We start from the raw sequence: 25,119 nt of genomic DNA, 5'->3' as shown, positions 1-25,119 counted from the left end.
GCTACAAGTATCCTGTTAATTAGATTATTTAGTTTTGATTGATATGTTTGACTGGATTAGCATGTCTACAAAAAAGTCAGAAACCAGAAGTAAGATAGAAGATTTCTGTAATAAGAATTATATCAATATTGAATCTACAGTTTCTGATCATGGTGAAATCCTTAACTCTGGAAAAAGATTTATTGAGTATAGAGGAATAAAAATAATATTACTTTCCAATGGTTGTGTAAAGCTTATGTTTAGTCTGCATAAGCTTTATAATGAATTACATGGAATATATGATTTCAAAAATCAAGCTATGAATCATGATACATTTGATTTTAGTAAGGTTAAATACATTATAACTTGGCTAGAACTAAATTTTCAAATAGATCCAATGCATACTTTAATCCATCAATTAGAATTTGGTTTTAATCTCAGCAATCTCACTATAGATTCAAAAACTATAATAGATCAATTCATAGCTTACAAAGACAGAAGATTTAATAGTTTGGATGTTATTGGCTTAGGATATGGTATTGAAGTATTATTTCCAAAATATTATAAGATAAAAATCTATGATAAAGCTTTACAATATAGATTACCACAGCAAATTCTTAGAATAGAATACAAGGCTTTAAGATTAAAATCTATCGAATTCAAAATATTTAACGGTGATAATATGCTTTGCAAGTTGTTAGAAATAGATACCTGGAAAAGATGCAAAGACTATATACTGCAACAAATTCAAGCCTGCATAATATCAGACAGATTCAAATGCAAAACAAAACATGATTTATTTAATTGGGAAAATCCTAAATTTTGGGAATTATCCAAAGCTCATATCAGATATAAAGCAAAAACTAAATTCGATAAATTCATAAGAGAAAGGGGCCTTCTCCAAATTAAAAATTCCTTAATTAATAACATAAATACTGAATACAATACAATGTTAATAGGTCATAATTTCCACTAGTAAAATAAGAGGAAATTATGACCTTCCTTATCCAAAAAAATAAATAAACTTTAAGTAACTCATTTCTTTTTTCTTCCCTTTTAACTTTTCTTTATCTCTTTCACCACATTTGTAAAAAGTCCTTATTTGCATAACTTTAGATTTTATCCCTAAGTGATCTAAGGTCCTATAGTCTATCCATAATATATATATATCTTTCCTAAATTCAAGCAGTATATACTGATCATCAATGTTTATTGGAAATATAAAAGAATAGTGCCTTAAAATTTCCTCAATTGAATATGGAATATTTCTTATATCTATTAAGTCTAACTCGGTATTAAAAGTTACATCTACTAAAAAATTATTTACAGATGGCATATAATGCCTAGATAGAATATGAACATATGAAAATACATCAAAAACAAACTCAATTCCACAAATTATAAATTTATAATAAGAAGTATTTATATTATCAAACCAGAATTTCACTAAATAATAAATATGAAATGAAACTAACTGTAATTGTTTTTCTTTGTATAAATAATCGACTGAACTGATTTTCTCTTCGAATCTCAATTTATCTAATATTTTTACCTTTCTATTGTATTCATTTAGTATGAAAGGTATGTAACGTCCTGAATTTGATTTTAAAATTTTTAACCAAGATTTTAAGTTCCTTTCTATATATTTTCTATCTCTTTGTATTTCTGAAGTGGTTAAATTGCCGTATGGTCCCTTGACAGGAGATTGGAAATATAAATTTTTGAAATATGTTAAAATCAATCTATAAAATAAATATTCATCAGCTTCTTGAATATCATATAAATCATACTTAAATTTTAATAATTTTTTTCGCTGAAGGAAATAATATAAATCCGAACTTTTAGAAAATTTGATTTCCAGCTCCAAAGGAACACAATCTTTTTTTTCTTCAAAAATTATTAAATTACTAAAAAAGAAGTCTTTCTCATGAGTTTTCAATTTTTTAAACTTCTTTTTATCAGTATGAAACACATGTAAATACCTTTGTACTGCAGAATGTAAAAATTGAATATTTTTATTTTCTAAATCAAATTTATTATAAATCATGGCAACAATCTCCTCCTTAACTCACAAAGCCACTTATATAAGTACTCACAAAATCATAGATCTTATGAGTGACACGTTCTATTTTTGAGGAGCGCTCCCTCAATGCAGGTTTATGTTCCATTATACCTACTATATCTTCTCGTAGAGGCTGTTTATTTGTAAATAGGTATTCACCTATCACTTGCTCCAAAAGTTGCTGATTCAACTGTTCATCATTCGTCAATGTACGAATTGCCCCTTTACGTTCTTGTTCCAAGAAATTATCAAATTCATCCATAACCTGATCATTATCTTTAATCATTGGCAAATGCTTTTGAATAAACTTCTCTATTAATTCTTTCTTACTTCTTAGCTCAATATCCGAATTCAACAAATCCTGGATAACCTTTTCTTGTTTAGCTTTTTCATCTATTGGAGCAGCTTGCAAACGAATCAATAAGTTCATAATATAAGTTACATTGATCTCATCACGATGAATCAATTCAAGCTCAAAATCCAAATCATCCAAAATAGAAGCTTTGCCAGAAGCACCATCACCCGAATGACCTTTGACTTCTTCATATAAATCTAGGTACTTGCTTTTATACCCATCAAACTCAAACTCAGAAAAAGGAAGGTTATCGAAAGAAAAATCAGCGTACTGCTTCATCTTATTGACCAAGCGCATGATATCACGAAAAGTCTTTATAAATTCAGCCTGCTCCTCTTCATTTGACAACTTATTAACCGCATCTACTGTAGGCGAAATACCAATTAGCTCATCGTATCTTTCAGCAAGCTTCACAGCAAGATCTTCAAATGGTGGTTCGATAATATCTTCGATAGCATCTTTGTTCGCAAATAACTCAATAGCCTTATCCGTTGCTTCTTTCAAGTTTCGATAACATACAATATTACCATGCGACTTTACTTCATTTAGTATCCTGTTGGTTCTGGAATAAGCCTGTATCAAGCCATGATACTTCAAGTTTTTATCTACATATAATGTATTAAGTTCTTTACTATCAAATCCAGTCAAAAACATATTGACCACAATAAGAATATCAATTTGCTTCGTCTTCACACGAGTAGCAATATCATTATAATACCCATAGAATGAAGCTGAATCCTGTGTAGAATAATTTGTCTGGAATGTACGGTTATAATCAGCTATTATATCATCCAAATACTCTCTGCTATGTTTAGTAACGTATTTCTCCTCTCCTTCTGCAGCTACACCAAACTCATCTTCATCAAGTCCAAATTTCCGAACTGCCTCCGCTTCCTTGTCTTCTTCATTTGCAGTATAAGTAAATATTGTAGCAATATTTACCGAAAATTCACGTTCTGCCAAAAGCTCTTTAAATAGACTATAATATTCAATAGCAGCATTCACATCAGACACACAAAACATTGCTGTAAAATCCTTATTATGTGTTTTCAACGAATGATTCGCCAAAATATGTTGAGCGATTAAACGTCTACGAATTGGAAAGTTCATCACTTCCGCTTCATCTATAGCTTCGATATCTATATCCAGTATCTCATCACGCTGTTTGAATGTGCGTATGTATTCAATCGCAAAACGTAATACATTACCATCTCGAATAGCATCGGTAATCACATACTTGTGCAAGCATTCACCAAATAACATTTTGGTTGTACGTTTCCCCCATTCATTATTTCCTGCGTTAGCTTCAAAAATTGGAGTACCTGTAAATCCAAACATTTGACAACCTATAAAGAAGTTTTTTATATTCTCGTGTGTAAGACCAAACTGGGAACGATGGCATTCATCAAAGATGAAAACAATTCGTTCCTCTCTATGTGCATCCATACCACGTAAGTATCCTTTCTTAGTAATAGCATTGTTTAGCTTTTGAATAGTAGTAACAATCAATTTATTTTTACCATTGAATTGCTTTACCAGGGTTGCGGTATCATTGGTAGAATCGATAGAACCTTTGGCAAACGAATTAAATTCTTTAGCTGTTTGATAATCCAAATCCTTACGATCTACAACAAACACCACTTTATATACTTCTGGCATAGCAGATAGTATCTGTGCAGTTTTAAAAGATGTCAACGTTTTACCTGAGCCTGTAGTATGCCAGATATACCCATAGTCTTTAGATGTCTTTACTTGGTTGATGATAACTTCTACAGCATAATATTGATAGGGTCTTAGCACCATCAAAGCCTTCTGTGATTCGTTCAATACAATATATTGTGTGATCATTTTGGCTATATGACATGGATTTAGAAAATTATCAGTAAATTCTGGAAGATTCGTTATTAATTCATTACTCTTATCTGCCCAATAAAACGTCTGCTTGAATACCCGATCCTTTATACGACCATTGACATAATACTTAGTATTGACACCATTACTGATAACAAACAGTTGGATGAATTGGAATAAACCCATTCCAGCACCATAAGAATGACGTTGATAACGATTTATTTGGTTGAATGCTTCTTTAAGCTCTAATCCTCTTCGCTTTAACTCAATCTGTACCAATGGCAAACCATTAATCAAAATCGTTACATCATATCTATTTTTATAGCTACCAGCTAAGGAAATTTGATTGGCTACTTGAAATTCATTTTTGCACCAACTCTTTTGATCAATCAACTGGATTGTTTTATTCTCCCCTTTATCGTTGACATAAGGAATACGAGAACGTAATAACTTAGAACGCTCGAAATTATTACCCTTATTGATATACAACAGTATCTGATTGAATTCCGAAGAACTCAGAAATACTTTATTGTGCTTTTCTAACTGCTTCTTTAGATTCGCTAATAAATCGGCTTCATCCTTTAAAGTAATTCGTTCATGACCTAAAGCGTGTAATTGATTGATTAGTTCTTGCTCTAATAATTGTTCTGGTTGGGCATTCATAATCTTAGGATTTACTATAATTTCTCAAATTATATGCAACGCTTAACTCAGATTGATATAAATCTTTTTTATATTTTAAAAGAATTTGTTGGCGGATTTCAACATATTTTTCGTAGGATGCCTTGGGATCTAAATAAATTATTATATCATTATAAAAGTCCCTATTCATTCTAATATAAAAAGCTTCTCTTTCAAAAGAACTTTCATTTTTTATCACTAATCTAAGTTCTCTTTCATCACTATAAGAATTATGCTTTCTAAAAGCTTTATACTTCAAAGGTTGAATTTTTTCTGATTTATTAAAATCATAGTATCTAACGATTCCATATATAATTGTCCCAAGTTTTTCATTTAAATATGAGGAACTAATTAAATGATCAAGAAAATATTCTAATTTTATTTTCACCAAATAACCAAATTCTTCAGAAGTACCGTAGGACTTCCACATCAATTCATTTTCATGCTCACTATCAGGTAAATACCAACAGGAAATAAAATATTTTTTTTGTTCTTCCCCTATATTTAAAGAAAGATCTTTTAGTTTTTTATAAGAGTTGTCTTTAATTTTTGCTAATTCATCAGAAGTATAGTCAGGGTTATTTTCTGGCCATAACTCTTGATAATTATGTAAATGCTTAACTTTTTTAATAGTTTCCTTATCAATACATTCTAAACCATCTGAAAAACTACAGGCTGAAGACATAAAAATTCCATTCTCTAAAAATTGTTGCAGTCGATCACATGATTTAAAATACCTATATATATAATGCTTATTTGAGGATATAGTAAAATAATAAGGTTCAACAGACTTATTTTTATATTCTTTAAGTTTATTTGTTTCTTCTTTCATAATTACTTTAATAGGTAATATCCTTACTAAATAAGTATAACTCCAATTCAGCAATAGATATAATCTCACCTGGCAAAACACCTTTCCATTTCAGATCTTCTTTTGCTAGGATAGCTTTAGCTTTATTGATAACCGTCATGTATTGATTCTGCCGTGTCATTTTTGTCCACGGAAATGAATCTTTGCCCATCTTTAGATACTCTTGTATTCGTGCGTCAACAGGAAAATGAACAGGCTCTTTGATATACCCTCCAACCCAAAGGTATTTCAAATACAAATTCAATAGTTTTTGAGCTATTCCATATTTAAAAGTATTATCATAGAGAAAACCATAGCCAATACTTTCAGCATGTTGTTTAAAAGCAAGAATATTAGCAAGATGATTTTCTTCTGTGACACCTACTTCATAATCATTTAATAACTGTAGATCTATATACTCACGTAACCCCTGACGAAACGCATCACGTAAATATTCATCTTGCAAACTACTTTTCTCATTTTTAAGATATATCCCTGCTCGTTGAAAAGCTCTTTGGATGGATAAAATCCATAATTCATTCTTTAAAAATATATCTCTCACTAATCTAAGTTTATAATTGGTTTATTTGAAACTACACCTACACAAACATCTGCTGCAACATCGCCTTCTTAAAGCGTTGCGTTTCTGCCAACTGATCCGATACTTTATCTATACTTTCATCTATGGCAGATAAAAATTTGGCTATTTTTTGTTGTTCGGTGAGAGAAGGTATTGAATACTTAAATAAAACCAGATCTTCATAATTAAGTGTTTCGCGAACACTACCCGATGACCATTTTTTTATATTATCATTAAATGATTTTAATTTAGTTAGATAGTTGAAAAACTCCCTATTTAACTCTTCTTTAACTTTAAAAACAACATACATTGGACTAACAATACCTTCTTTAAAATTTTTAAGTAAAGCTATTGAACCAATATTAATTCTACTTGGGTTGTAAGCAAATTCACCTAATGAAACAACTTTATAATTTGTCACGTCTTTACTAGCAACTCTGTGATTTTCAAATTGTTCTCCTTGAGAAATAAACCCCTTTGTATTGCTTACAGACAAAACATTTTGAATACTATTATTTTTGTTTCGTTTTGAAACATGAAACAAAACTTCCCCCAAACGTTTCTCTTCCCAATCTGCAAAATCATTTCCATTTTCATCTTTAAAACGTATTTCTTGCGAAAAGAGTTTTTGCATCATCGCTTTTTTGTAGCGAGTAAGTTCAGTTTTCTTCTCCTCCAACAATTCGATTTTACGATCTATAGTTGTTAGATAATCCGCTATATTTTGTTGTTCGGGTAGTGAAGGAAGTTGTATATTAAGTTGAGCAACACGATTTGATGATAAACTTAAAACCTTAGTTCCTTGAGCGATTTTATAAACTTGGTGTCTATAATTATTTGTTTGAAAGTAATAACTATTGTAACCTAAATAATTCTTATTTGAAATTCTTCTAGCTAGAAAAGTATGCAAACCTGATATAATACGTTCATTATTAATATTTATAACTTCGATAGATTTGCCAATATCTTCATAATTTTCAGATGCATCCGCTATAATAACATCACCTTCCCTAACATACGAATCATCCTTTATTCTTGATAAATCAACATCAGAATTAATAAAAGGAACATGTTCTTTATTTACATCAAAAATTGTTTTGAATTTAACATGAATATCTCCGTAATGAATATTTTTAACATTGAAAACTTCATAATTCAATTTATCTCGTGACAATGAATTCGTTGATTTAAAATCATACAAATCATTAAACTTAACTACTTCCCACTCTTCTTCATAGCCAGGAAACCTTAATTTGGGTTGTAACACTTTTTCCATGCTTAAAAAGGTGTAGGGATATTCAACTCATTACAAAATTTAGCTAGCTTCTCGTCTACATCTACTAGTTCTGAATTAATCGCTTGCAGACGTACTGATACAGCCTCTACATCTATAGCTTCCTCCTCTTCGAATGTATCTACATAGCGAGGTATATTTAGGTTGTAGTCGTTTTCAGCTATTTCGGCTAGTGTAGCGATATTACAATATTTATCTATTTCCTCTCTGTTTGCATAAGCCGACACAATTCGTTCTACATCTTCCGTACAAAGTTTGTTTTGCGTGCCATCTTTAATATAATTCCCTTCTCCACTCGCATCAATAAATACGATATTATCATCTGCTTTACGACATTTCTTCAATACCACGATACATGTAGGAATCGATGTGCCATAGAAAATATTAGCCGGTAGACCTATAATTGCATCTATCGCATTTAGCTCTTTGATGAAATACTCACGGATAACTCCCTCAGCTGCACCACGGAATAATACACCATGAGGAAATACCGAAGCTACTGTACCATTATCAGCTAACTGATAGTACATATGTTGCAAGAAAGCAAAATCCGCCTTAGTCTTAGGCGCTAACTTTCCATATTGCGCAAAGCGTACATCCTGATTATTCAATGGATTAGCATCACCTTTCCAGTGTGCTGAAAACGGCGGATTGGCAACTATAGCCTCAAAACGATTTTCGAGATGATGAGGACTTTCTAAAGTATCATCTTGTTCAATATTAAAGCGTGAGAAATGCAAGTCATGCAATATCATATTCATTCGCGCGAGATTATAGGTCGTTGGATTTAATTCCTGACCATAGAAGTCCGCAACCTTACATTCTCTTGCTACACGTAGTAATAAAGAACCAGAGCCACATGTTGGATCATACACAGAGCGCAATTTATCCTTGCCAAGTGATACCAACTTAGCCAATATGGTAGATACTTGTTGTGGTGTATAGAATTCGCCTGCAGATTTCCCTGCGCCTGCAGCAAAGTTTGATATCAAATATTCATACGCATCTCCCAATACATCCGATTCGATATCTTGAAGTTTGAAATCTATTTCATTCAGCTTCCCTAATATCTCGACAATAACTTCATTACGCTTATCAGGAGTTTTTCCCAATTTTGAGGAAGCCAAATCTACATCCTGGAATAGACCATTGAAGTCTTCTTCCGAATCAGTCCCCATAGTAGACTGCTCGATATAGTTGAGTGTAGCTTCTAATTCTTCAATGATGAAAGCGTTTCCACCTTTTTTAGCTATGACATCAAACAGTTGTTCAGGTGCTAGATAATACCCCAACTGAGCCAATGATTCTTCTCTAATCGCTTCTAAAGTTTCACTATCCTTTACATCCGTATATTCTTTCACAACCTCATCCTGCAACAACGTATTTGCATAGATATGTTGCTTCTCGGACAGGTATTTAAAGAATATAAAGCCTAATATGTAGTTACGGTATTCATCCGCATTGATACGTCCTCTTAATGTATTAGCTATATCCCAAAGCTTTTGCTCCAGTTGTTGTTTTTGACCTTCTGACATTTTTATCTTGCAAGTATTCGGTTAATGAATTACTTGCAAAATACTCATTTTAATTATTTAAATACAGTTTCTAATTAAAAAATTAATCAATATCATGTAGTCTATAATCAAAGCTTATTTGAGCTATATAAACCTTGGCTTCATCGGAAAGCAAAATCCAATTGGCTTTACCTCTATTCTCATTAAATCTAAAGTATTTTATTAGACCTAGCTTATTCATACTACATATAATCTGATAAGTGTTTATATAATTAGTATGCAATAGCTCGCGTGAAATCTGAGATATAGTAACAGATCTTTTCTCATAAATAAAAAAGAGAATATCAAGGTAATTTCGAGTCATTTTCATCCCTTTGAAGTTAGTATCCCTAATAATCTTTCTTTGACACTCAACAAATCGTAAATAAGTCATAATAAGAGAGTTTATTGATACAAATATAATATTTAAAGAACTCAGTATACAATACGTCTTATGCCGAAAAAAGATTATACAACTATCGAGAGAACGAACAGGCTACCCCCTTAAAAGCCCCACCTTCCTTTGCGATTTTAAAAACTTTTATAAGTTACCGGGTAGGCATCATTTAAAAAAAATCAGATAAACAAAAACTTCCGAGAAGATGAATAACTTGTTTTAAGATTTTACTAGAACAATTTATAAAGAAAACTAAACAATTTTTAAGCTAAAGTTATGCTCAGGTTTTCCCCAAGCATTGACTACAACCTGAGCCTTACTTTTTTCAGTCAGATCAATATAACGTTTGAATGATTTATAGTCTTTGTGACCTGTAATACGCATAATATATTCAGCAGCTATACCTTTTTCTAGTGAAAGAGTTACAAAAGTCCTTCTTCCAGTATGCGCAGATATAAGCTCCCATTTTTGTTTAATTGTCACAACTCTTTCAGCACCTCTATTCCTCACCATCTCTATAGATGTGTCAAAACTCAACAATTGACAAAGCTCTTTAATGTATTTATTAAATGTTTGTCCAGCAATCCTTGGTAATGGTGTTGGAAGATCAAGCTGCTTATACTTATACAATATAGCTGCAGATATTTGTGATAATGGAATACTTAACTTTTCTCTTGTTTTATGTACAGTAATTATAATTTCATTACCACGTATATTATGCCATTCCAAGTTTTGAAGATCAGACCACCTCAATCCTGTAGTACAAGAAAAACAAAATATATCACGTATACGCTCCAATCTTTTATTTTCTGATAAATCCGCATTGTAGAGTAAATCGAATTCATCTTGTGTTAAAGCTATGATATCTTTTTCATCTTTTTTAACTGTAAAATCTTCATAAGAGCGATCAACAATAATACCTTGTAACCTAGCATATTTTAAAAATGTTTTAAGCGTTTTAATTTGCTTTGCAATGGTACTATTTAGCATTTGCCTTTTTTCATCCCCTACTTTTCTTTCTAGCTGAAATAGATATGCTCGAAACTCTTGGAAAAAGCTATAATTAATCTCTCCAAAAGTCACTTTTTTCTTTCTATAAATTTCAAAATTTTGAAGATGTTTTTTTAACGTTCCATATACTTTTAAGCTACCTTTTACACGTGTAGCTTGATTCTCTTGTATATATCTATCGATAAAATCATATACTAGGCTTCTAGGTTCAGATTTAACAATATTAGGATTTGATTGCAATTTTAATTGCTCAATTACTAGACTAGAAGAAATTTCCTTACCATGAAACGCACGTTCAATATTTAAAACATTACCTTTTAACAAATTCAAATCATTATTAAATTCATCAATCTGGACCTTATCTAAAATTGTATTTGAGAAATACCCTTTTAGAGCTGTTTTATTTACCACTTGAAGCATTTGTTCATCTTTATTCCAATACGCCTCTAGACAAGTTAATTTAGTGTTATAAACAGACCTAATACCTGCTATAGAATAGATCATTTGAATAGGACATCTGCCATCTTTCAATTTCTTATCTGTTCTTAAAGAAAACCTAATCGTACCAATCATAAATCAAGGGGTAGCAAAAAAGGTAGCAATAGTTATGATACCTCGTTATAGTTAATAATACCCAAAGATAACAAAAACAGCTAATAAACAATGTTTTATAGAAATTTAGTAATATTTAATTATCAAGATATATCAAATATTCGAATCCCTCCGGCTCCACCCGAGGGGATTGAAGACATTTCAATCCCTTTTTTTGTCACTTTTAACAAGTTTAATTCACTCATTTTCTGCAAGTTACGATTAAACAAAGGATTGATTTCGAGAGTTCGATAGCTCCCATTATCGATGATGAGCCCCAAATTGAACACCCTTGAAAGTAGCGTACGCTTATCTATGACATTTGATGATTCATAGAGCTTCGATAGATCCGAGAGCTTATTCAACTCTGAATTCAGGATCTTTTTCAGCCTTTCTTTATCTTTTCCAAGATCAAAATCATTTAGTTTTAGCGATTGTATTTTTTGCGTTAGATCGCTATGCCATCTGGAATAGGTCTCCTGATTAATGCTATTGTTGATCCATTTCTCCTCGACCGACCGCAAGGATTTTTCGGCTGCCGCAAGTTCCTTGTTTCTATTTTCTTTGCGCTGTTTTTCTACTTTAACTTGATGGTTCAAGAGCTCTGTGGCCAGCGTTCGAACATCTTGAATGAGATCCTCAGGGAGACTTATTAACCTCAGGATATCGAGGAGTTTTTCATGCGCCTTTATTGCACTGATATTGTTATGCTTCGAGGTTAGCCTGCAGCGGTAATAGTAATAATATTGTCCTGTCTTTCCACGGGAGGCGGCACCAGTCATATAACGTCCACAGTGACACTGTAACAATCCTCGAAGTGGGATATCCTCATGCAAAGTAACAACTGTCCGTTCTTCTTTCCGGAACTTCTCTTGAGCTCGGCTCCAAGAATATTGATCGATAATAGGTTCTGCATTTTTTACTGGAAACATACCACCAGGATTGGTTTTCCATGCTTTTACTTTTTGGTAACCACTGTACAGCGGATTCTTTAAAATACGATGGATGCTAGAATTTCCTGTATGCGGGAACCCTTGGGATATGGCAATTTCCTGAATCTTATAGATGGGGACATCCTTTAAAAATAGATCATAGATGTTCCGGATTATTTGCGCTTCCTCCTCCTCGATTACCAACTTCATTTCGCGTTCGCTTCTCACCTTTACATAACCGTAAGGCGCTGCACCACCATGAATATATTTCCCTTTGATAGCCTTGGCGGAATAGATACCCCAGTTGATATCGTTTTGCCGCTTGATGTTTTCCGAATCACCCAAAAGAAATTCCAGTCCCATCATAAAGTAAGAACTGTGATCGGTAACATCGTAGACCATTCCCCGACCTGCACTGACGATTTTTATTCCGTATTCCTTTTGGATTTTCATGACCATGTTGATCGCATCTCCTGTAATTCGGCTGAAGCGTGTCAGTTCAGAAACAATGAGGTAATCAATTTCCCGATGGTTCTTTTTGATAAATGAAAATAGTGCTTTTACATCCGGTCGATCTAATGTTTTGGCACTATAACCTTCGTCCCGGAAAGTATCGATTATTTCAACATCTGCACTAGTTGTCCATTGCGAGGTAATAAAATCTTGTCGTTCGATGCTGTGACGGCTTTGGTCATAGTTACTGAACCTTAAATATCGAATCCCTTTTTTCATAATTTTAACAGGATGGATTTGTTAAATAAACAATATTAAATCGGAAAAATTCCGATTCTATATGCTTCTATTGACATATTTTATCGAGGATGGAGATCATTCAAACTTAAGTTGTTCGATGAGTTCCAAGAAATATTTTTTTGACCAGATATCAAGTTTTTTGTTATCTGGAATAAATTTGACAATATCCTCCTTCACTGCCTCCATGGATACAGAGTCGATACGTTTCTTTAAAAGATCCAATAATTCTTCTTTCTCGATGGTTGAATTCGTCCAGTTTCCTGTATCTTGCGCTCTGGCTAGGAAATGATCCAGATTCAATGGAACTCCTTTTCTGATGTACCACTCTAGGTCATACCAATCCCTACCCTTCACCCTATTTTTCCATTTACGAAATAGTAAGGCATGCATTTTTCCTGCAAATAGATTGGATTTGGTAAAGCATTTTACATAAAAAGAGAAAGGTTTTATCAGAAGCTTCTCCTCGGTTTGAAAACGCAATGGTGGTTGTCTATCCACCTCCAATTTGATCTTGAGACCAACCATTGCACTCAAGCCTGCTTCTAGCACCATTCCTTCTAGGATCAGTTCTCTCCAGACTGTTTCCGGTTTTAAGAAGGCAGAATCGATCGAAGTTCCTTTAGTCTTTTTCTTTTCTTTGATACTTACTTGCAACCCAACATTAGCAAACTCCTCCACCAGTCCTTTAAAATAAGGTTCCAACGAAAACTCAGGATCACTCGATAGCAATGAAAAATCCAAGTCTTCTGAAAAACGATCCAGTCCGTAGAATATACGGAGGGCAGTACCTCCATAAAATGCCGCCTTCTCAAAAAATCCAGATCGTTGAAGACCAGCCAAGGCTACTTCTTGCATAATCTCACGAAGGGCAGAGAATGCCTGTTCTTGATTCTTTGGTTCATAGGATGCCAGCCATTCTTTTATCATAATAATCAATTGTTTTTAATGACCCTAATTAACCATTCAAGGCTTTTCTTTTTAGGTGAGAACTTCAACCATTCCTCCATCATTTGCACATCCAACATGGACAGTTGATCACCATCCATTCGTAGATCTTCAAATAAAAATGATTCAGTTTGTAATTTACTTCTCAATAAAATACCCGAAGTGAGGATGATCCGGTCAAACAGTGCTTTTTCAGGGCTGGCTATCAATACGTTCTGTCTTTCCGTTACCTTCACGCTTTTAATTCCTAAAGAGTAGTAGCTTTCTTCAACATGGTAATACCGAAAACGGCCAATAGGTGTTTTATAATACTTGGCCAATTTAGTGGTACAGGATAACACCTCAAAAACCTTTTCTGGAATCATTCCCCAATAGGAAAGTGCAGAATCCAAAGATACATAACTTGGACCCCAAAGATGGTTGGCAATTAATTTCTGATTAGGTGGATCCATACGCAATTCCGGTCCAGGAATATAAAGTCCATTCTTTAAGGGAATCAATTTCCCCTGTTTCATCATTTCGCTGATCTTGTCATTGGGACGTTGATAGCCATTCATCAAACTCAGGAGAATTTGGCGCGTGAGTACCTGTTCGCGGTAATTCAATAAGGCATCCTCGACTTTCATGTTAAATATTTGCATAAAAATCGGAATAAATCCGATTTAACCAAAATTATTTACCAATTATTTTCGTCTCGGTGGTCCTTTATATCCCCATATTCCAAAATCAGTTTCGAGGTACCTTCTCCGCACGTTCTGAAGGATGATATCTGCCAACAGCCTAATGGTCTTTTGGCGTTCTATTTCCAAAGGCTTATTTGACTGATCGCTCTGGTCCATGTTCATTGGTGTTCCTTTCCGTGGCTCTTTCATCAACTATCTCCTCATAAAAAATGCTGCCTTCCTATAATCGACAAGGCAGCATCATTTTCTAATTTCCCGTTAGTTCAAAATCCCGTCTCCATTTTATATAGGCTTATACGACTCGGTTTATTTCGGTTGTACGAGGGTTCATAATGCAAGTAACCAAAATCATTCAAGTCGGATAAACACCCGTAATAGGTACTTGATGCCCGGATCTTAGCCATAGGCATAATTTGCCTTGCATACACTAAGATCGATTCAGGTTTATCACATTCTAGCCAGAACAACCAAATTGCCGCATATATAGCTATATGGGTTGCTCCTATCCTTCCGTCATTTTGGATTGCTTCCATAAAGTCCTTAAATCGTAAAAAACAGACTGACATGTAATTGATCTTAATTTAAAGATTGACCTACCCTTTTCTTTTTCATGATAGGTTTGCCTTCCCCAGGTTCTTCATCAGTGGCTGTTTCAGATTTTTTGGTCTTTTGCACTTGTTGGCGCTGATCCTTTTCCTTGTTGAAATGGTTTTTCAGGTGAATCTTCTTCAGATTCCCATCGTAAATATTCACGGTTTTATATTGTGGATTTGCCTCGATAAAATGTTTACTGTTTTGACCGGAAATGTTTAAGTTGACCGATTGAAGATTTCCTTTTTTTAGGGAATTGATGAGTTCCTCCTTATAGACCGGGTGCTGCAGTTCCTTGATTTTGTGTTTTTCTAGTTCCTTTTCCAGATCATAACCATAATTTTCATGGTAATATTTGATCTTGAAATTCCCCTGTCCGTCGGTCTCTTTGAAGTCCATTTGAAGCCAGGCTTTATACGATTCACCCTCTTTATTAAGCAGCTCTTTATGGACCGATCGTCCATCCATCAGGTTATAGGCCTCTTTCATAGTGACAGTATTTCCAAAGTGTACATAAAATTGTTGTTTCAGGGGCTCCTCTTTACCTTCCTTGTGAAGTTCAACCTGGTAGGAATTGAAAAAATACATATCCGTTTCTTTAGACTTGTCGAAGTTCAGCTTGGCCTGCACGAAATCATCCTGATAAGTGGCATCAAAGTTCAATGAAAAGCTGGGTTTCCCCGTCAAAATCTGTTCCTTTAGTTCGTTTTCTAGGCCTTCACCAAATCCTGTGTACTTTACCTGATCGCGCAGGTATTCAAAATTCTTTGTATTCATATCCTAAAAATTAGTTGATTAATGTTGCTTTTATTAAATGTCTATTGCCCATCCTTAACCGCAGGTGCCTACCTCCGCCTAGCTCCTGAACCTCCAGTAGGAATTCCTTTTTCTCAGGGATTGTAAATTTGGGAAGAACTGCGATGATCCTTTGGGATTCTTGCGCCTGGACTGTTTCTTTCTCTCCTACCAGGCAAACGGGAGATAGCTCGATCTCCTGGATAGCAGTCCGCTTGGCCTGTTTTTTTTCCCGCACAAAGAAGCGTAGACCATCCAGATCATAGCTCACTGTTGATCTATTTTCAAGGCTCAGAAGCAAATAGTATAAATCGTCCTGAATATAAAAGCCGATGAGCGTCATTTGGACACCATATTTTTTATGCTTTGGACCTGCAAAATCAGGTTTTAGCTGCCTGACTAAACGAATGTTGTCTTCAATGTCCTTCTCATTTAAAGTTTTTCCATCTACTAGTTTTCGGTTGAAATCATGCTCCGATACACGGGGTATAGAGTAATTCAGCTTTACCGGATCATCTGCATAGTTGACCAGAAAGGAATGGAACTCACCATCCCCGGTTACGACCGATAGATTGGTTTGCTGGAAATGGGATTTGGCACCTTTAAGTTGAAGGATATTTTCTACCCCTACCGCTTTTTGCACCAAAATATCCTGGCTTCCGCGATCCACACTTTTTATGGAATATGGAAAGATGATGTTGGAGGTCTTCCTGCAGCTCACCTCCACGGTTTGAGGAACGATTTCTTGAGAGAAACCGGACATTCCTTGACTAATCACCAGAACTGCTGATAGTAAAAATCGATTAATTGATTTCATAGAACTTATTTTTAAATAATATCTGAATTCAGTATCCTACTGCTTTTGCTGAAGGATCACCTGGTAGCCATCCCTGACGGTCACACGCACAAGCTTGGCTTTTTGACTGAGTAGGTTCTTGGCAGCGTCCACACCCGAGCTGACTACCTGAGCCCCTAGGGAAAGATCGAGACTCCGCAAGTCCAGGCCCTGAATGGATCGGTCCATGGCATTTTTGGCGACATCACGATCGATGGATCCCGGAATATAGATCCCCTCAAGACCATCCATATCGTAGAGCTCCAGATCCACGGGTAAGACGGATTGACCTATCAGGATGCTTTTGATGGATACCTGCAGTCGGTCTCCCTGCAATCGCGCCACCCCATTTACAAAGTGGTCTTTTGCCAATGGCTGGCCTCCAATAGAAACATTCTGTGTCAGCCTTAACTTAACGGTCGAGCCGTTCACCAGAGTTTGAGAACCATGAACGACAGCACGAATGCCCTGCTCGGACTCACCCAGAGCTGAACTGCTATCAGAGAAGGAATAAAATCCAATTTTCGAGAGTGAATCCTGAGGACCTAAAAATCCCAGTTCCGCTCCTTTTTCCAGGGCTTTTATCGAATATACGGGGTGGCGGTGCATCAGAAGGCTATCGCTGATTTGCGCTTGCCGCCGCTCTGGATTTTGGATCTCCAGAATTTTTTCCAGAATGCCGGACACCTGTTTTAATTCCTGGTCCTCCCCAGAGGGAAAAACCATGCGCTGCATCATTTCATCCAGTTTGTCAATATCATCCGATAGCCCGCTCTGTAGAAAACCATTCCGATGGTCTAAAGAAGCATAGGGTCTGGCTTCCTGTTCCTGGATCTGCTCCTGGAGTAGCGCTAAGCGTTGATATATTTCCCTTTCATGAGATCCTCCGCTAGTTCCTCCACCTGGCTTAGAGGAATCCAATGGAATTCCAAGCGGAGCTAACTGTGGATCGGCCAGGTCACCATATGGATCAAATGATCCAGCAAATAGATCCCCTTCAGGCGTAAATGCCTCGGAGTTCCCTAGCATATCCTGATCCTGTTTTTTATAGAGTTCCATTTTACTCATCGGATCATTTTCGTTCACCTGGGCTCCTGGGACTTGTAAGATCAGTTTTCCGTTTTCAGCATCTTTAACTGTCCCATTATCAAGGGAGCCTCCTTCAAAACTCCAGAATCCAAGCGTAGTAAAGGGAATGACCATAACCGGAAGCAATATCCATATTCTCATCTGCCGACGGACTTCTTCTGGTGATTTTTCTCTTGCATGTATCATGTTAAAGTTTGTTTATTTGTGGGTATATTTTTTAGGTTTTTTTGCGGGCTTGTTGTTTTGAAATTATTGATCCGTTACTTCTAAAAAAATATGTTCATTTGCTTGGTTCCCTTTTTCCTAGGCTGTCCGCTGCTGGCGGAAGAAATCTCCTTGGTGGATCAGGCGAAATCGTTGATTTGGTCCCAAGGTGATGAATGGACTTCGGTAAGGCCAATCGAGTGGTATTCCCCCAGAATAGCTGAGCTAGCAGATAACTGTACAAAAGGATCATCAATAGGAAACACACCAGTATGCCCTTGATGGAATAGCGTTTCAACTGTTTATAATTCCTGATCAAGATTCCATTTCCTGGGAACACCGATGGAAATCTATGTTTAGTTATTCTCTGTACCATGATGGTTGATTTTGATGTAATCAATGCCGCTTTTTGTTGCTCAGCTCCTTGTTTTCAATGGTTTTCCAGCGTTCGATAAGCATTCCATGAGGATTGTTCTCACTCCGGGATACAATCCGTAGCTCTCCCCCGGTTACCAGGGATCTGACCGTGGTACTCGTCGAACGGGTGATAATCTGCTTGCCAAAGAAGCGAAACCGGATAGGTAGCCGTTCCATTTCAATGGTAATACTGTCGATCTGCACTTTCTGGCTTACGTTCCCTGAAACCATATTCAGGTAAAAACCACTTTCTTGCAGATCATCATAGATCCGTTTAGCGCTTTCATCTGCTAAATACAGTGCGCTTCCAACGTTTTCGCGGATTACCCGCTCGTCCGGATCGAGGCCAAAGAAGAGCCTGTGAAATCGAGCAACATGGTCTCTGGCCTCTACCGGTATATTTTCACCCCTTGGAGACGTAAAAGCTTCCAGCGCCTTTCCGTCTGCCAGTACATAGATCCTGTCATCAACCCGTGAAACAAGTAAAAAGCTTTTATGCAGCACATAGCAGCTTAGCAAAGCACAGCCTATAATTACCGCAGAGGTAAATAGTTTGATGTGCTGGAATGCCATCTCCAGGTTCTTTAACTTTCCGAACATGCTACTCCCTCCTTATTCATTGCCCTTTAACTTCTTGTTCATATAATTCTCTCCATCTGCTCCCCGCTCCTTGAAATACGGTCCGGACTGTCCACGCTCAGACATACCCTGGCTGATCCGGGAGTAGCTGTCCCCCAATCCGTCGCCTGCCATGCTGGCACCTGCAGCCTGTACCACACTTCTTGAGGATTGCGACAGCATCCTGTTCACTTTTTGCACCAAGGCACTTCCCCCAGAGGCATGGACAATGTAATTGGCTACCGAAGGCACGCAGAAGTAACCCACAATGCCAATGATCAGGAACACTTGATAAGCCATACCAGTTCGACTGAAATAAGTGTCTCCCTGCTCGGCGATCTGGGAAAGATCGATCTTGAGCATATTTTCCTGGATCTTACCGATGATGCCACCGAAAATATTGGCCACAGGCAGCCAAAGGAATATATTGAGGTATCTGGCAAGCCATACAGTCAAGGTATGCTGAAAGCCATCAAAAACGGAAATCCCAAAAATCAGTGGGCCAAGAATGGACAGGACCACCAGCTGAAAAGTTCTCAGCGTATTTATGCAGAGTGCAGCAGCCTGAAACAGGACCTGCAAAATCTCGCTCATCCACTCCCTGACAGAATTCCTGAAATTATAGGATGCCTTGTCCATCGCAAATTTTATGTCGTTTCCGATCCCATCCAGAATCCCCTCATCTCCGGCATCATCGCCATGGGTATATTTATACCATTCCGCCCGATCACCATCACCAAGCTCGCCGACGTACATCTGCCAGGCAGAGGTTTTCTTGATCGCTTCCTGCTGTTTTTCCAAAAGCAATTCTACCGCCCGGTCAGAATGCTCTACCATTGCCGAGGTAGCTCGAACCACCGGCTGCATCACGCCGTTGATCAGCGCCAGCACCAGGGGAAAGGCCATAATACAGAAGCCGATCACAAAAGGCCGGAATAAAGGGTAAAAATCGATCGACTCGGCATTGGCAATTTGGCGCCATACCCGAGATCCGATATACCACATAGCAGCAAATCCGGCAATTCCCTGACCAACGCCCATCAACTGGCCACATAAGGGCATCATCTCCCGATAGAGCTGCTCGAGTACCTCGTGCATGCTTTTCATTTCATCGGCAATTCCCTGTGCGTAGGACAAAACAGGTACAAGAAGATCTATAAAAAGGATTCCTCCCAAAATTTTCATCTTTTTCATCTTACTTCCATTATTGTTCCATGCCATGGATCTTTCCCATGGACCGGTTACTGTTCATCTCTTTTTTACGCTGAAGATGTAAAATCGAAGCCTCAGTGTTGAAATGATCAAGGAAATGAAGCTTTTCTTCCATCTGCCGGTGGATCGCATCGATGTGCGATAAACGCTCACCATCACCCATCTCCAAGGTCTGTTCGCTCAGGACCAACAGCAGTTCGTTCAGATTGCCAAGCGATAGCCTCAGGAGCCGATCATGGATCCCGCTAATGTAATGGAGTTCCTGAGGGTTAAAAAGCAAGGAAGCTCGCAGCCTGCTGTACCCCCGTTTGCACTGCTCAACAACACGCACCTGCATATCGATGATCTCAACTATTTTGCGGTACCTAAGGACCGACGGACTTACCCTCAACAGTCCATCGAGGAAAGTTCGGTGCAAGGTGAAATTGCCCTCGGACAGATCCTTTACTGTTCGGTAGCCGCTATTGAGCACAGCATAGCCTTGTTTCATCTGCTTCAAAATAGATCTGAACTGTGCTAATTTCTCCACGTTGAGCGATAACTGGATCACTTCACTCGATTGCCCCATTACCGAGCAAACAGAAAACAGGAAAGCGAACAACGGAACGAAATACTTTGCCTTATGTTTCATGTTTTAATACATTAAGTCATTCAACTTCAATAATTCATCAACATCGTTATTTCCCCTCCAGCGGTTTATGACCAGCAGCTGGATATCCTGAGAAAACCGTTTCAAAAATCCATGCTGAGCACTTATATCGCTATGGACCTGCTGTAAACGCTTGATGCGCTCATGATCTCCAAGATCCATTTTACCTTTTTCCAACAGATCCAACAGACCAAGGAAGGAGCCCTCAGATGCTTTCCTCACGCTTCTAGCCACCCGATCGATATAGCTCAGCTCCTGTTTGCTGAGCAGTGCATTTTGTTCCACGAACCGTTTTAGTGCCGCACATTGAATAAGGATGTCTCGCTCTAGGGCAATAGTTTCCGCGACCCGAGCATAGCGCCGAACCGATGGACTTACAGTCTTCAATGAAGCAAAAAATTGGTCATAAAGATTAAATTCACCGCGCTTTAGGTCGCCTATGACACCAATTCCACTATGCACGATCCGGTAGCCTTTTTTGAGCAGGTCAAAATAGAGCTGGTTCGCGGCGACCTGGGTAAGGAGGTACTCCTTTTGGGTTCTCCTCTGACGGACCCATTCCTTGAGAGTCTGCGCCTGGCAATTCACTGAGAAAAGCAAGACGAGAGCTAGCATTAGGGTTTTCATATATATCCTCTTTTTGTTAAGGTAAACCATATAGTTTCTTTATAATCAACACTTCCTGTTCAGATCGGGCGCGTTGGATGCGAAGCATTATATTCTGCCTGTTGAACCGTCTGAGGTCATTAAAATTCTTGTCGATCCTGGCCGAAGCCTTTTCAAGGATCTCCATCCGTTGCCCATCGGACATCTGTAATGTATAGGACTGGATGATCATAGTAAGCCCATCGATGTTCTTAAGGCTCTCCTCCAACATGCCGATGTAAACCTTGGCCATGTAATCCAGTTCTTCTATCGAAAAATGTCCGTCCCGCTGCAACAATCCCCAGACACGTTTGTACTCCCTGACCATCGCCACCTGCTTTTCGGTCAGTTCCTTTACTTGATGGAACTGACCGATCACGGATTTCACCTTCATCAAGCCTGAATAGTACTTGCCAAAAGCTTCCTTTTGCTTTTGCGACCACAGGGCAATTTCGTCCAGACGGGTTTTCGAAAGGATATTTTCCATTGTTTTCTGCGCCTGCTGCAGCCAGATGGTTTTATTTTGCAGGCGCTGGATTTTCAGGTCCACCGCCTTAACTACTTTTTTAATCGCGCTACGGATGACTTCCGCAAGGACCAACTGACCATAGCTTGGTTGATTGGCTAGAGGGAGGAGAGCGACCAATAGGATCAATATAATTTTAACTACCTTATTCATATTAGTTTACATAACTTATAATTAGGCTAAACATCAGGTAAATTCTATCTATCAGAACTTTTTTAGTCCCTCGACCATGGCTTTCAGGGCCATCTTGACATCTCCCCGATAATGTTCGATCCATTTATTCAGTTGTACCTTCTCGCTCTCTTCGGTCGTATAGATCAGGTACTCTTCTGCAGAGACCTCTGTACGGTAGACTTTGCTCAAGGCGCCGCCCAAGCTGATAAATACCTCTTTATATTTATTTAGCGGATCGTTCGATTTATTCATGGAAAGGACAAGCGCTCGCTCCTTTTCTGTCAATCCAAGGAGCTGCTGGATCTCCTCAAACCTATTCTGGTATTTGCTCTGATCCAACAGGATCTTGCAATCACTGTTATTGATGATCGCCTGTTTCACTATCGCAGAAGAAATGATATCTTCCACGTCCTGGGTGACCACAACGGCCTCCCCAAAGAATTTACGGACCGTCTTGAACAGGTATTTGATATAGGACGCAAACCCTTCTTTCATCAGGGCCTTCCAAGCCTCTTCGATCAGGATCATCTTGCGCACTCCTTTCTTCTTGCGCATCTTATTGATAAATACTTCCATGATAATGATCGTCACCACTGGAAACAGGATCGGATGATCTTTGATGTTATCCAGCTCAAAAACGATAAAGCGCTCGTTAAGTAAGTCCAGTTCCGCCTTGGCATTCAACAGGTAATCGAATTCTCCACCTTGGTAGAAAGGGCGCAGCTCGTACAAGAAATTATGTACATCGAAATCCTTTTCCTTGACCCGCTCCTTTTCGAGTTCCTTGATATAATCGTCCCTCAGGAATTCATAGAACGAGTCAAAGCAGGGTATGACCGATGTAGATCCAGCCAAAAAGTTATAATAACCCGAAATGGCGTTCGATAGGGCGACATATTCGGATCTTCTGAAGGACTCATCGTCCTTTTTCCACAATGCCAAGAGCAAGGTTTTGATGCTTTCCTTTTTTTCGGTATCCAGGCTATCTCCCACTCCTATATAAAATGGATTAAACTGGATCGGGCGCTCATCTGTATAGGTAAAGTAATAGCCACCGACCATCTCACAGAGCCCCTTGTAGGAATGACCCACGTCCACCAGGACAATATGGGTTCCCTGTTCGTAGTACGAGCGCACCATATGGTTCGTAAAAAAGGATTTCCCGCTTCCTGAGGGACCCAGGATAAACTTGTTACGGTTCGTACATATGCCATTGCGCATAGGTTCGTCACTGATGTCCACATGCATCGGCCGGCCAGTTTGCCTGTCCCCCAAACGCAGGCCCATCGGACTGACCGAATTACGGTAACCCGTCTCCAGGTTCAGGAAGCAGGCTGCCTGGGCAGCGAACGTATCAAAACTGTCATTCATCGGGAAATCAGCGCTGTTACCCGGGATTCCTGCCCAGAAGATCTGGGCGGCCCCTACGGTTTCCTCCTTGCAAGGACAGTCGATCTGCGACAGCGCTGAGGACACCCTGTTGCGCACTTCCTGTAGTTGTTCCGGGTTCTCGGTCCAGACCAACACATTGAAATGTGCTTTTACAGGTTGACGCTGTTGGGAGATGGCTTCGTTCAGAAAATCGTTCGTCGCTTCCCCAGCAATAAGGTTCTGCCGGCTGTAGGCTGCAAGGGACTGCAGTCGCAGTTTTTTGCTCTCCAGTCTTTTCATCGTCCTATCGGCGTCTTCAATGAAAATATATTGGTTATAGATATGATTGCAAGGAAGTAGCTGCCCCAATGGTGAGGCAAAACCAATACTGAACTTACTCAGCTCCGTCGAATACCGCTCATAGGTCAGTCTGCTCCCGCAGAGCGATGGCAGGGATTCCCCATCACAAAGTGTGTACAGCTGAACGTGTTTATGCCCGATCCGGATGCCTTGAGAAAAATCCATATCCCTTAGCCTGAGATCATCGGCTCTATCTGAAAGTGAGCAGTACCGTTCGATCAGGCCTTTCTTTTTAAGTTGGCTGCTCAGTTCGGAATTGCCAATCTGGGTGAGCCGAACAAGACCACTTTCTTGCAGGATGCTCACAAACTGACCGCAGGATTCCAAAAACCGCTTGTAGGATCCTCCATCGAGCAATTCTCTGGGAACCAGGTTCGGCCTGATCAGATTGGAAAAAATCGAGCTGGAAAGCTTTCGACCTTTAGGTTTTTTGGTCAGCATTAGGTAACAGCGGTGATCTAGAAAGGGGCGCTCATGAAAATGTCGTCCCGAAGCCAAATCTAGGAAACTCGGCTCTCGGTCAGTAGGATGCTCCCTGTGCATATCCTTGATAAACCAGTCCTGTTTATGCAGGATAGAGTGGTTTGGCAAGGTACGGATGGCCTTTACCCACGATTGGTGGAACAGCTCAAACTCCATTTCTGAGAGCGTGAAGATTTCCGGCAGCCTCAGTTCATAGGCTACAGTCAGGTCCCCCATCTTGCTGAGGATACAGTTCTGATCTACTTCTAGAATGGGGAAAATTTTATCCAAGCTCTTCACCATAACTCTTGCTTTTATGATCTCTAATAAATGTATGTCCTTCAAAACGAAATAGACGCCTTTCCATGCACACCACATGTTTTGGCAATTGCTTATTTGCAAGCGCTTTCATCAGACCAAACTCCCCGTACCGTTGACTGAGCCGATATACCTGCATGAAAAACAGCGATCCTGATACACCGATGATGGCTACACAGATCAGTGAGGGGATCCCGAAAAAATACAGCATGGAGAAAAGGACAACCAATAAAACCACACCAATTCCTAAGTACCCTATATACTGCGCCTTCAACCCACGAAACTCAACGGATAGATTGACTCCTTTATTGATTTTAAAAACCTGGCTGGCCATTG

24 protein-coding genes are annotated in these 25,119 nt (G+C 38.2%); 1 reads left to right on the top strand and 23 read right to left on the bottom strand.

All coding sequences use genetic code 11. The annotated features are described in order from the left end of the window. The first annotated feature begins 61 nt into the window (after positions 1-61). Complete coding sequence (locus CKW03_RS08610; protein WP_139185426.1) at positions 62-955, top strand: hypothetical protein; 894 nt, start codon at positions 62-64, stop codon at positions 953-955. Positions 956-982: 27 nt separating this feature from the next. Here CKW03_RS08610 and CKW03_RS08605 read toward each other — a convergent pair whose 3' ends face one another. The 23 genes from CKW03_RS08605 to CKW03_RS08490 all read right to left on the bottom strand — a co-directional run bounded on the left by CKW03_RS08605 (position 983) and on the right by CKW03_RS08490 (position 25,117). Further along, positions 983-2,026 (bottom strand): hypothetical protein, encoded by a 1,044-nt coding sequence (locus CKW03_RS08605; protein ID WP_093095817.1) that lies wholly within the window; start codon positions 2,024-2,026, stop codon positions 983-985. A gap of 16 nt (positions 2,027-2,042) precedes the next feature. Next, positions 2,043-4,910, bottom strand: a complete 2,868-nt coding sequence (locus tag CKW03_RS08600) for a type I restriction endonuclease subunit R (RefSeq protein WP_093095815.1) — start codon at positions 4,908-4,910, stop codon at positions 2,043-2,045. Between the two features lie 4 nt (positions 4,911-4,914). Next, complete coding sequence (locus tag CKW03_RS08595) at positions 4,915-5,760, bottom strand: hypothetical protein (RefSeq protein WP_093095814.1); 846 nt, start codon at positions 5,758-5,760, stop codon at positions 4,915-4,917. A gap of 7 nt (positions 5,761-5,767) precedes the next feature. Next, entirely contained in the window at positions 5,768-6,340 is a 573-nt protein-coding gene (locus CKW03_RS08590) for a hypothetical protein (RefSeq protein ID WP_093095813.1), read from the bottom strand. A 37-nt stretch (positions 6,341-6,377) separates the two neighbouring features. Beyond that, the gene (locus tag CKW03_RS08585) at positions 6,378-7,634 is read right to left on the bottom strand and encodes a restriction endonuclease subunit S (protein WP_093095811.1); all 1,257 of its coding nucleotides are present in this window, start codon (positions 7,632-7,634) and stop codon (positions 6,378-6,380) included. A 2-nt stretch (positions 7,635-7,636) separates the two neighbouring features. Then, positions 7,637-9,187 carry a type I restriction-modification system subunit M gene (locus tag CKW03_RS08580; protein WP_093095810.1) on the bottom strand — a complete coding sequence of 517 codons (1,551 nt, stop codon included), beginning with the start codon at positions 9,185-9,187 and terminating at the stop codon, positions 7,637-7,639. A 667-nt stretch (positions 9,188-9,854) separates the two neighbouring features. Then, positions 9,855-11,186 carry a tyrosine-type recombinase/integrase gene (locus tag CKW03_RS08570; protein ID WP_093095807.1) on the bottom strand — a complete coding sequence of 444 codons (1,332 nt, stop codon included), beginning with the start codon at positions 11,184-11,186 and terminating at the stop codon, positions 9,855-9,857. Between the two features lie 122 nt (positions 11,187-11,308). Then, positions 11,309-12,868 (bottom strand): recombinase family protein, encoded by a 1,560-nt coding sequence (locus CKW03_RS08565; RefSeq protein ID WP_093095806.1) that lies wholly within the window; start codon positions 12,866-12,868, stop codon positions 11,309-11,311. Positions 12,869-12,964: 96 nt separating this feature from the next. Continuing rightward, the gene (locus CKW03_RS08560; RefSeq protein WP_093095804.1) at positions 12,965-13,816 is read right to left on the bottom strand and encodes a nucleotidyl transferase AbiEii/AbiGii toxin family protein; all 852 of its coding nucleotides are present in this window, start codon (positions 13,814-13,816) and stop codon (positions 12,965-12,967) included. Positions 13,817-13,821: 5 nt separating this feature from the next. Further along, the gene (locus CKW03_RS08555) at positions 13,822-14,475 is read right to left on the bottom strand and encodes a type IV toxin-antitoxin system AbiEi family antitoxin domain-containing protein (RefSeq protein WP_197700997.1); all 654 of its coding nucleotides are present in this window, start codon (positions 14,473-14,475) and stop codon (positions 13,822-13,824) included. Positions 14,476-14,517: 42 nt separating this feature from the next. Beyond that, a complete protein-coding gene (locus CKW03_RS20745) occupies positions 14,518-14,706 on the bottom strand; it encodes a hypothetical protein (RefSeq protein ID WP_093095801.1) in 189 nt (62 codons plus the stop codon). Positions 14,707-14,780: 74 nt separating this feature from the next. Continuing rightward, the gene (locus tag CKW03_RS08545) at positions 14,781-15,083 is read right to left on the bottom strand and encodes a hypothetical protein (RefSeq protein ID WP_139185425.1); all 303 of its coding nucleotides are present in this window, start codon (positions 15,081-15,083) and stop codon (positions 14,781-14,783) included. 10 nt (positions 15,084-15,093) lie between these two features. Next, a complete protein-coding gene (locus tag CKW03_RS08540; RefSeq protein ID WP_093095797.1) occupies positions 15,094-15,885 on the bottom strand; it encodes a hypothetical protein in 792 nt (263 codons plus the stop codon). A gap of 10 nt (positions 15,886-15,895) precedes the next feature. Then, positions 15,896-16,720 (bottom strand): conjugative transposon protein TraN, encoded by an 825-nt coding sequence (gene traN, locus CKW03_RS08535; RefSeq protein WP_093095795.1) that lies wholly within the window; start codon positions 16,718-16,720, stop codon positions 15,896-15,898. A 36-nt stretch (positions 16,721-16,756) separates the two neighbouring features. Next, the gene (gene traM, locus CKW03_RS08530; RefSeq protein WP_157739453.1) at positions 16,757-17,968 is read right to left on the bottom strand and encodes a conjugative transposon protein TraM; all 1,212 of its coding nucleotides are present in this window, start codon (positions 17,966-17,968) and stop codon (positions 16,757-16,759) included. Positions 17,969-18,107: 139 nt separating this feature from the next. Next, complete coding sequence (locus tag CKW03_RS08525) at positions 18,108-18,407, bottom strand: hypothetical protein (protein ID WP_093095793.1); 300 nt, start codon at positions 18,405-18,407, stop codon at positions 18,108-18,110. 20 nt (positions 18,408-18,427) lie between these two features. Next, positions 18,428-19,048 carry a conjugative transposon protein TraK gene (gene traK / locus CKW03_RS08520; RefSeq protein ID WP_093095791.1) on the bottom strand — a complete coding sequence of 207 codons (621 nt, stop codon included), beginning with the start codon at positions 19,046-19,048 and terminating at the stop codon, positions 18,428-18,430. Positions 19,049-19,060: 12 nt separating this feature from the next. Continuing rightward, positions 19,061-20,260, bottom strand: a complete 1,200-nt coding sequence (gene traJ / locus CKW03_RS08515) for a conjugative transposon protein TraJ (RefSeq protein ID WP_093097726.1) — start codon at positions 20,258-20,260, stop codon at positions 19,061-19,063. Positions 20,261-20,270: 10 nt separating this feature from the next. Next, the gene (locus CKW03_RS08510; RefSeq protein WP_197700996.1) at positions 20,271-20,909 is read right to left on the bottom strand and encodes a TerB family tellurite resistance protein; all 639 of its coding nucleotides are present in this window, start codon (positions 20,907-20,909) and stop codon (positions 20,271-20,273) included. Positions 20,910-20,912: 3 nt separating this feature from the next. After that, positions 20,913-21,554 (bottom strand): hypothetical protein, encoded by a 642-nt coding sequence (locus CKW03_RS08505; RefSeq protein WP_139185424.1) that lies wholly within the window; start codon positions 21,552-21,554, stop codon positions 20,913-20,915. Positions 21,555-21,570: 16 nt separating this feature from the next. Beyond that, positions 21,571-22,251, bottom strand: a complete 681-nt coding sequence (locus tag CKW03_RS08500; protein ID WP_093095788.1) for a conjugal transfer protein TraI — start codon at positions 22,249-22,251, stop codon at positions 21,571-21,573. A 51-nt stretch (positions 22,252-22,302) separates the two neighbouring features. Then, entirely contained in the window at positions 22,303-24,768 is a 2,466-nt protein-coding gene (locus CKW03_RS08495; RefSeq protein ID WP_093095786.1) for a TraG family conjugative transposon ATPase, read from the bottom strand. Beyond that, complete coding sequence (locus CKW03_RS08490) at positions 24,749-25,117, bottom strand: DUF4133 domain-containing protein (RefSeq protein ID WP_093095783.1); 369 nt, start codon at positions 25,115-25,117, stop codon at positions 24,749-24,751. Before CKW03_RS08490 ends, CKW03_RS08495 begins: the two co-directional genes overlap by 20 nt. Positions 25,118-25,119 lie beyond the last annotated feature (2 nt).

This window comes from Sphingobacterium mizutaii (assembly GCF_900187125.1).
Taxonomy (GTDB): domain Bacteria; phylum Bacteroidota; class Bacteroidia; order Sphingobacteriales; family Sphingobacteriaceae; genus Sphingobacterium; species Sphingobacterium mizutaii.
Note: the sequence above shows the minus strand (reverse complement) of the source record. Positions and strands in the feature narration are given on the sequence as shown.

What these genes read in the sequence shown, in the direction of transcription:
- CKW03_RS08610 (WP_139185426.1), top strand. Translation starts at nt 62, where the DNA reads ATGTCTACAAAAAAGTCAGAAACCAGAAGTAAGATAGAAGATTTCTGT.
- CKW03_RS08605 (WP_093095817.1), bottom strand. Translation starts at nt 2,026, where the DNA reads ATGATTTATAATAAATTTGATTTAGAAAATAAAAATATTCAATTTTTA.
- CKW03_RS08600 (WP_093095815.1), bottom strand. Translation starts at nt 4,910, where the DNA reads ATGAATGCCCAACCAGAACAATTATTAGAGCAAGAACTAATCAATCAA.
- CKW03_RS08595 (WP_093095814.1), bottom strand. Translation starts at nt 5,760, where the DNA reads ATGAAAGAAGAAACAAATAAACTTAAAGAATATAAAAATAAGTCTGTT.
- CKW03_RS08585 (WP_093095811.1), bottom strand. Translation starts at nt 7,634, where the DNA reads ATGGAAAAAGTGTTACAACCCAAATTAAGGTTTCCTGGCTATGAAGAA.
- CKW03_RS08580 (WP_093095810.1), bottom strand. Translation starts at nt 9,187, where the DNA reads ATGTCAGAAGGTCAAAAACAACAACTGGAGCAAAAGCTTTGGGATATA.
- CKW03_RS08570 (WP_093095807.1), bottom strand. Translation starts at nt 11,186, where the DNA reads ATGATTGGTACGATTAGGTTTTCTTTAAGAACAGATAAGAAATTGAAA.
- CKW03_RS08565 (WP_093095806.1), bottom strand. Translation starts at nt 12,868, where the DNA reads ATGAAAAAAGGGATTCGATATTTAAGGTTCAGTAACTATGACCAAAGC.
- CKW03_RS08560 (WP_093095804.1), bottom strand. Translation starts at nt 13,816, where the DNA reads ATGATAAAAGAATGGCTGGCATCCTATGAACCAAAGAATCAAGAACAG.
- CKW03_RS08555 (WP_197700997.1), bottom strand. Translation starts at nt 14,475, where the DNA reads ATGCAAATATTTAACATGAAAGTCGAGGATGCCTTATTGAATTACCGC.
- CKW03_RS20745 (WP_093095801.1), bottom strand. Translation starts at nt 14,706, where the DNA reads ATGAAAGAGCCACGGAAAGGAACACCAATGAACATGGACCAGAGCGAT.
- CKW03_RS08545 (WP_139185425.1), bottom strand. Translation starts at nt 15,083, where the DNA reads ATGTCAGTCTGTTTTTTACGATTTAAGGACTTTATGGAAGCAATCCAA.
- CKW03_RS08540 (WP_093095797.1), bottom strand. Translation starts at nt 15,885, where the DNA reads ATGAATACAAAGAATTTTGAATACCTGCGCGATCAGGTAAAGTACACA.
- traN (WP_093095795.1), bottom strand. Translation starts at nt 16,720, where the DNA reads ATGAAATCAATTAATCGATTTTTACTATCAGCAGTTCTGGTGATTAGT.
- traM (WP_157739453.1), bottom strand. Translation starts at nt 17,968, where the DNA reads ATGAGAATATGGATATTGCTTCCGGTTATGGTCATTCCCTTTACTACG.
- CKW03_RS08525 (WP_093095793.1), bottom strand. Translation starts at nt 18,407, where the DNA reads ATGGTACAGAGAATAACTAAACATAGATTTCCATCGGTGTTCCCAGGA.
- traK (WP_093095791.1), bottom strand. Translation starts at nt 19,048, where the DNA reads ATGTTCGGAAAGTTAAAGAACCTGGAGATGGCATTCCAGCACATCAAA.
- traJ (WP_093097726.1), bottom strand. Translation starts at nt 20,260, where the DNA reads ATGAAAAAGATGAAAATTTTGGGAGGAATCCTTTTTATAGATCTTCTT.
- CKW03_RS08510 (WP_197700996.1), bottom strand. Translation starts at nt 20,909, where the DNA reads ATGAAACATAAGGCAAAGTATTTCGTTCCGTTGTTCGCTTTCCTGTTT.
- CKW03_RS08505 (WP_139185424.1), bottom strand. Translation starts at nt 21,554, where the DNA reads ATGAAAACCCTAATGCTAGCTCTCGTCTTGCTTTTCTCAGTGAATTGC.
- CKW03_RS08500 (WP_093095788.1), bottom strand. Translation starts at nt 22,251, where the DNA reads ATGAATAAGGTAGTTAAAATTATATTGATCCTATTGGTCGCTCTCCTC.
- CKW03_RS08495 (WP_093095786.1), bottom strand. Translation starts at nt 24,768, where the DNA reads ATGGTGAAGAGCTTGGATAAAATTTTCCCCATTCTAGAAGTAGATCAG.
- CKW03_RS08490 (WP_093095783.1), bottom strand. Translation starts at nt 25,117, where the DNA reads ATGGCCAGCCAGGTTTTTAAAATCAATAAAGGAGTCAATCTATCCGTT.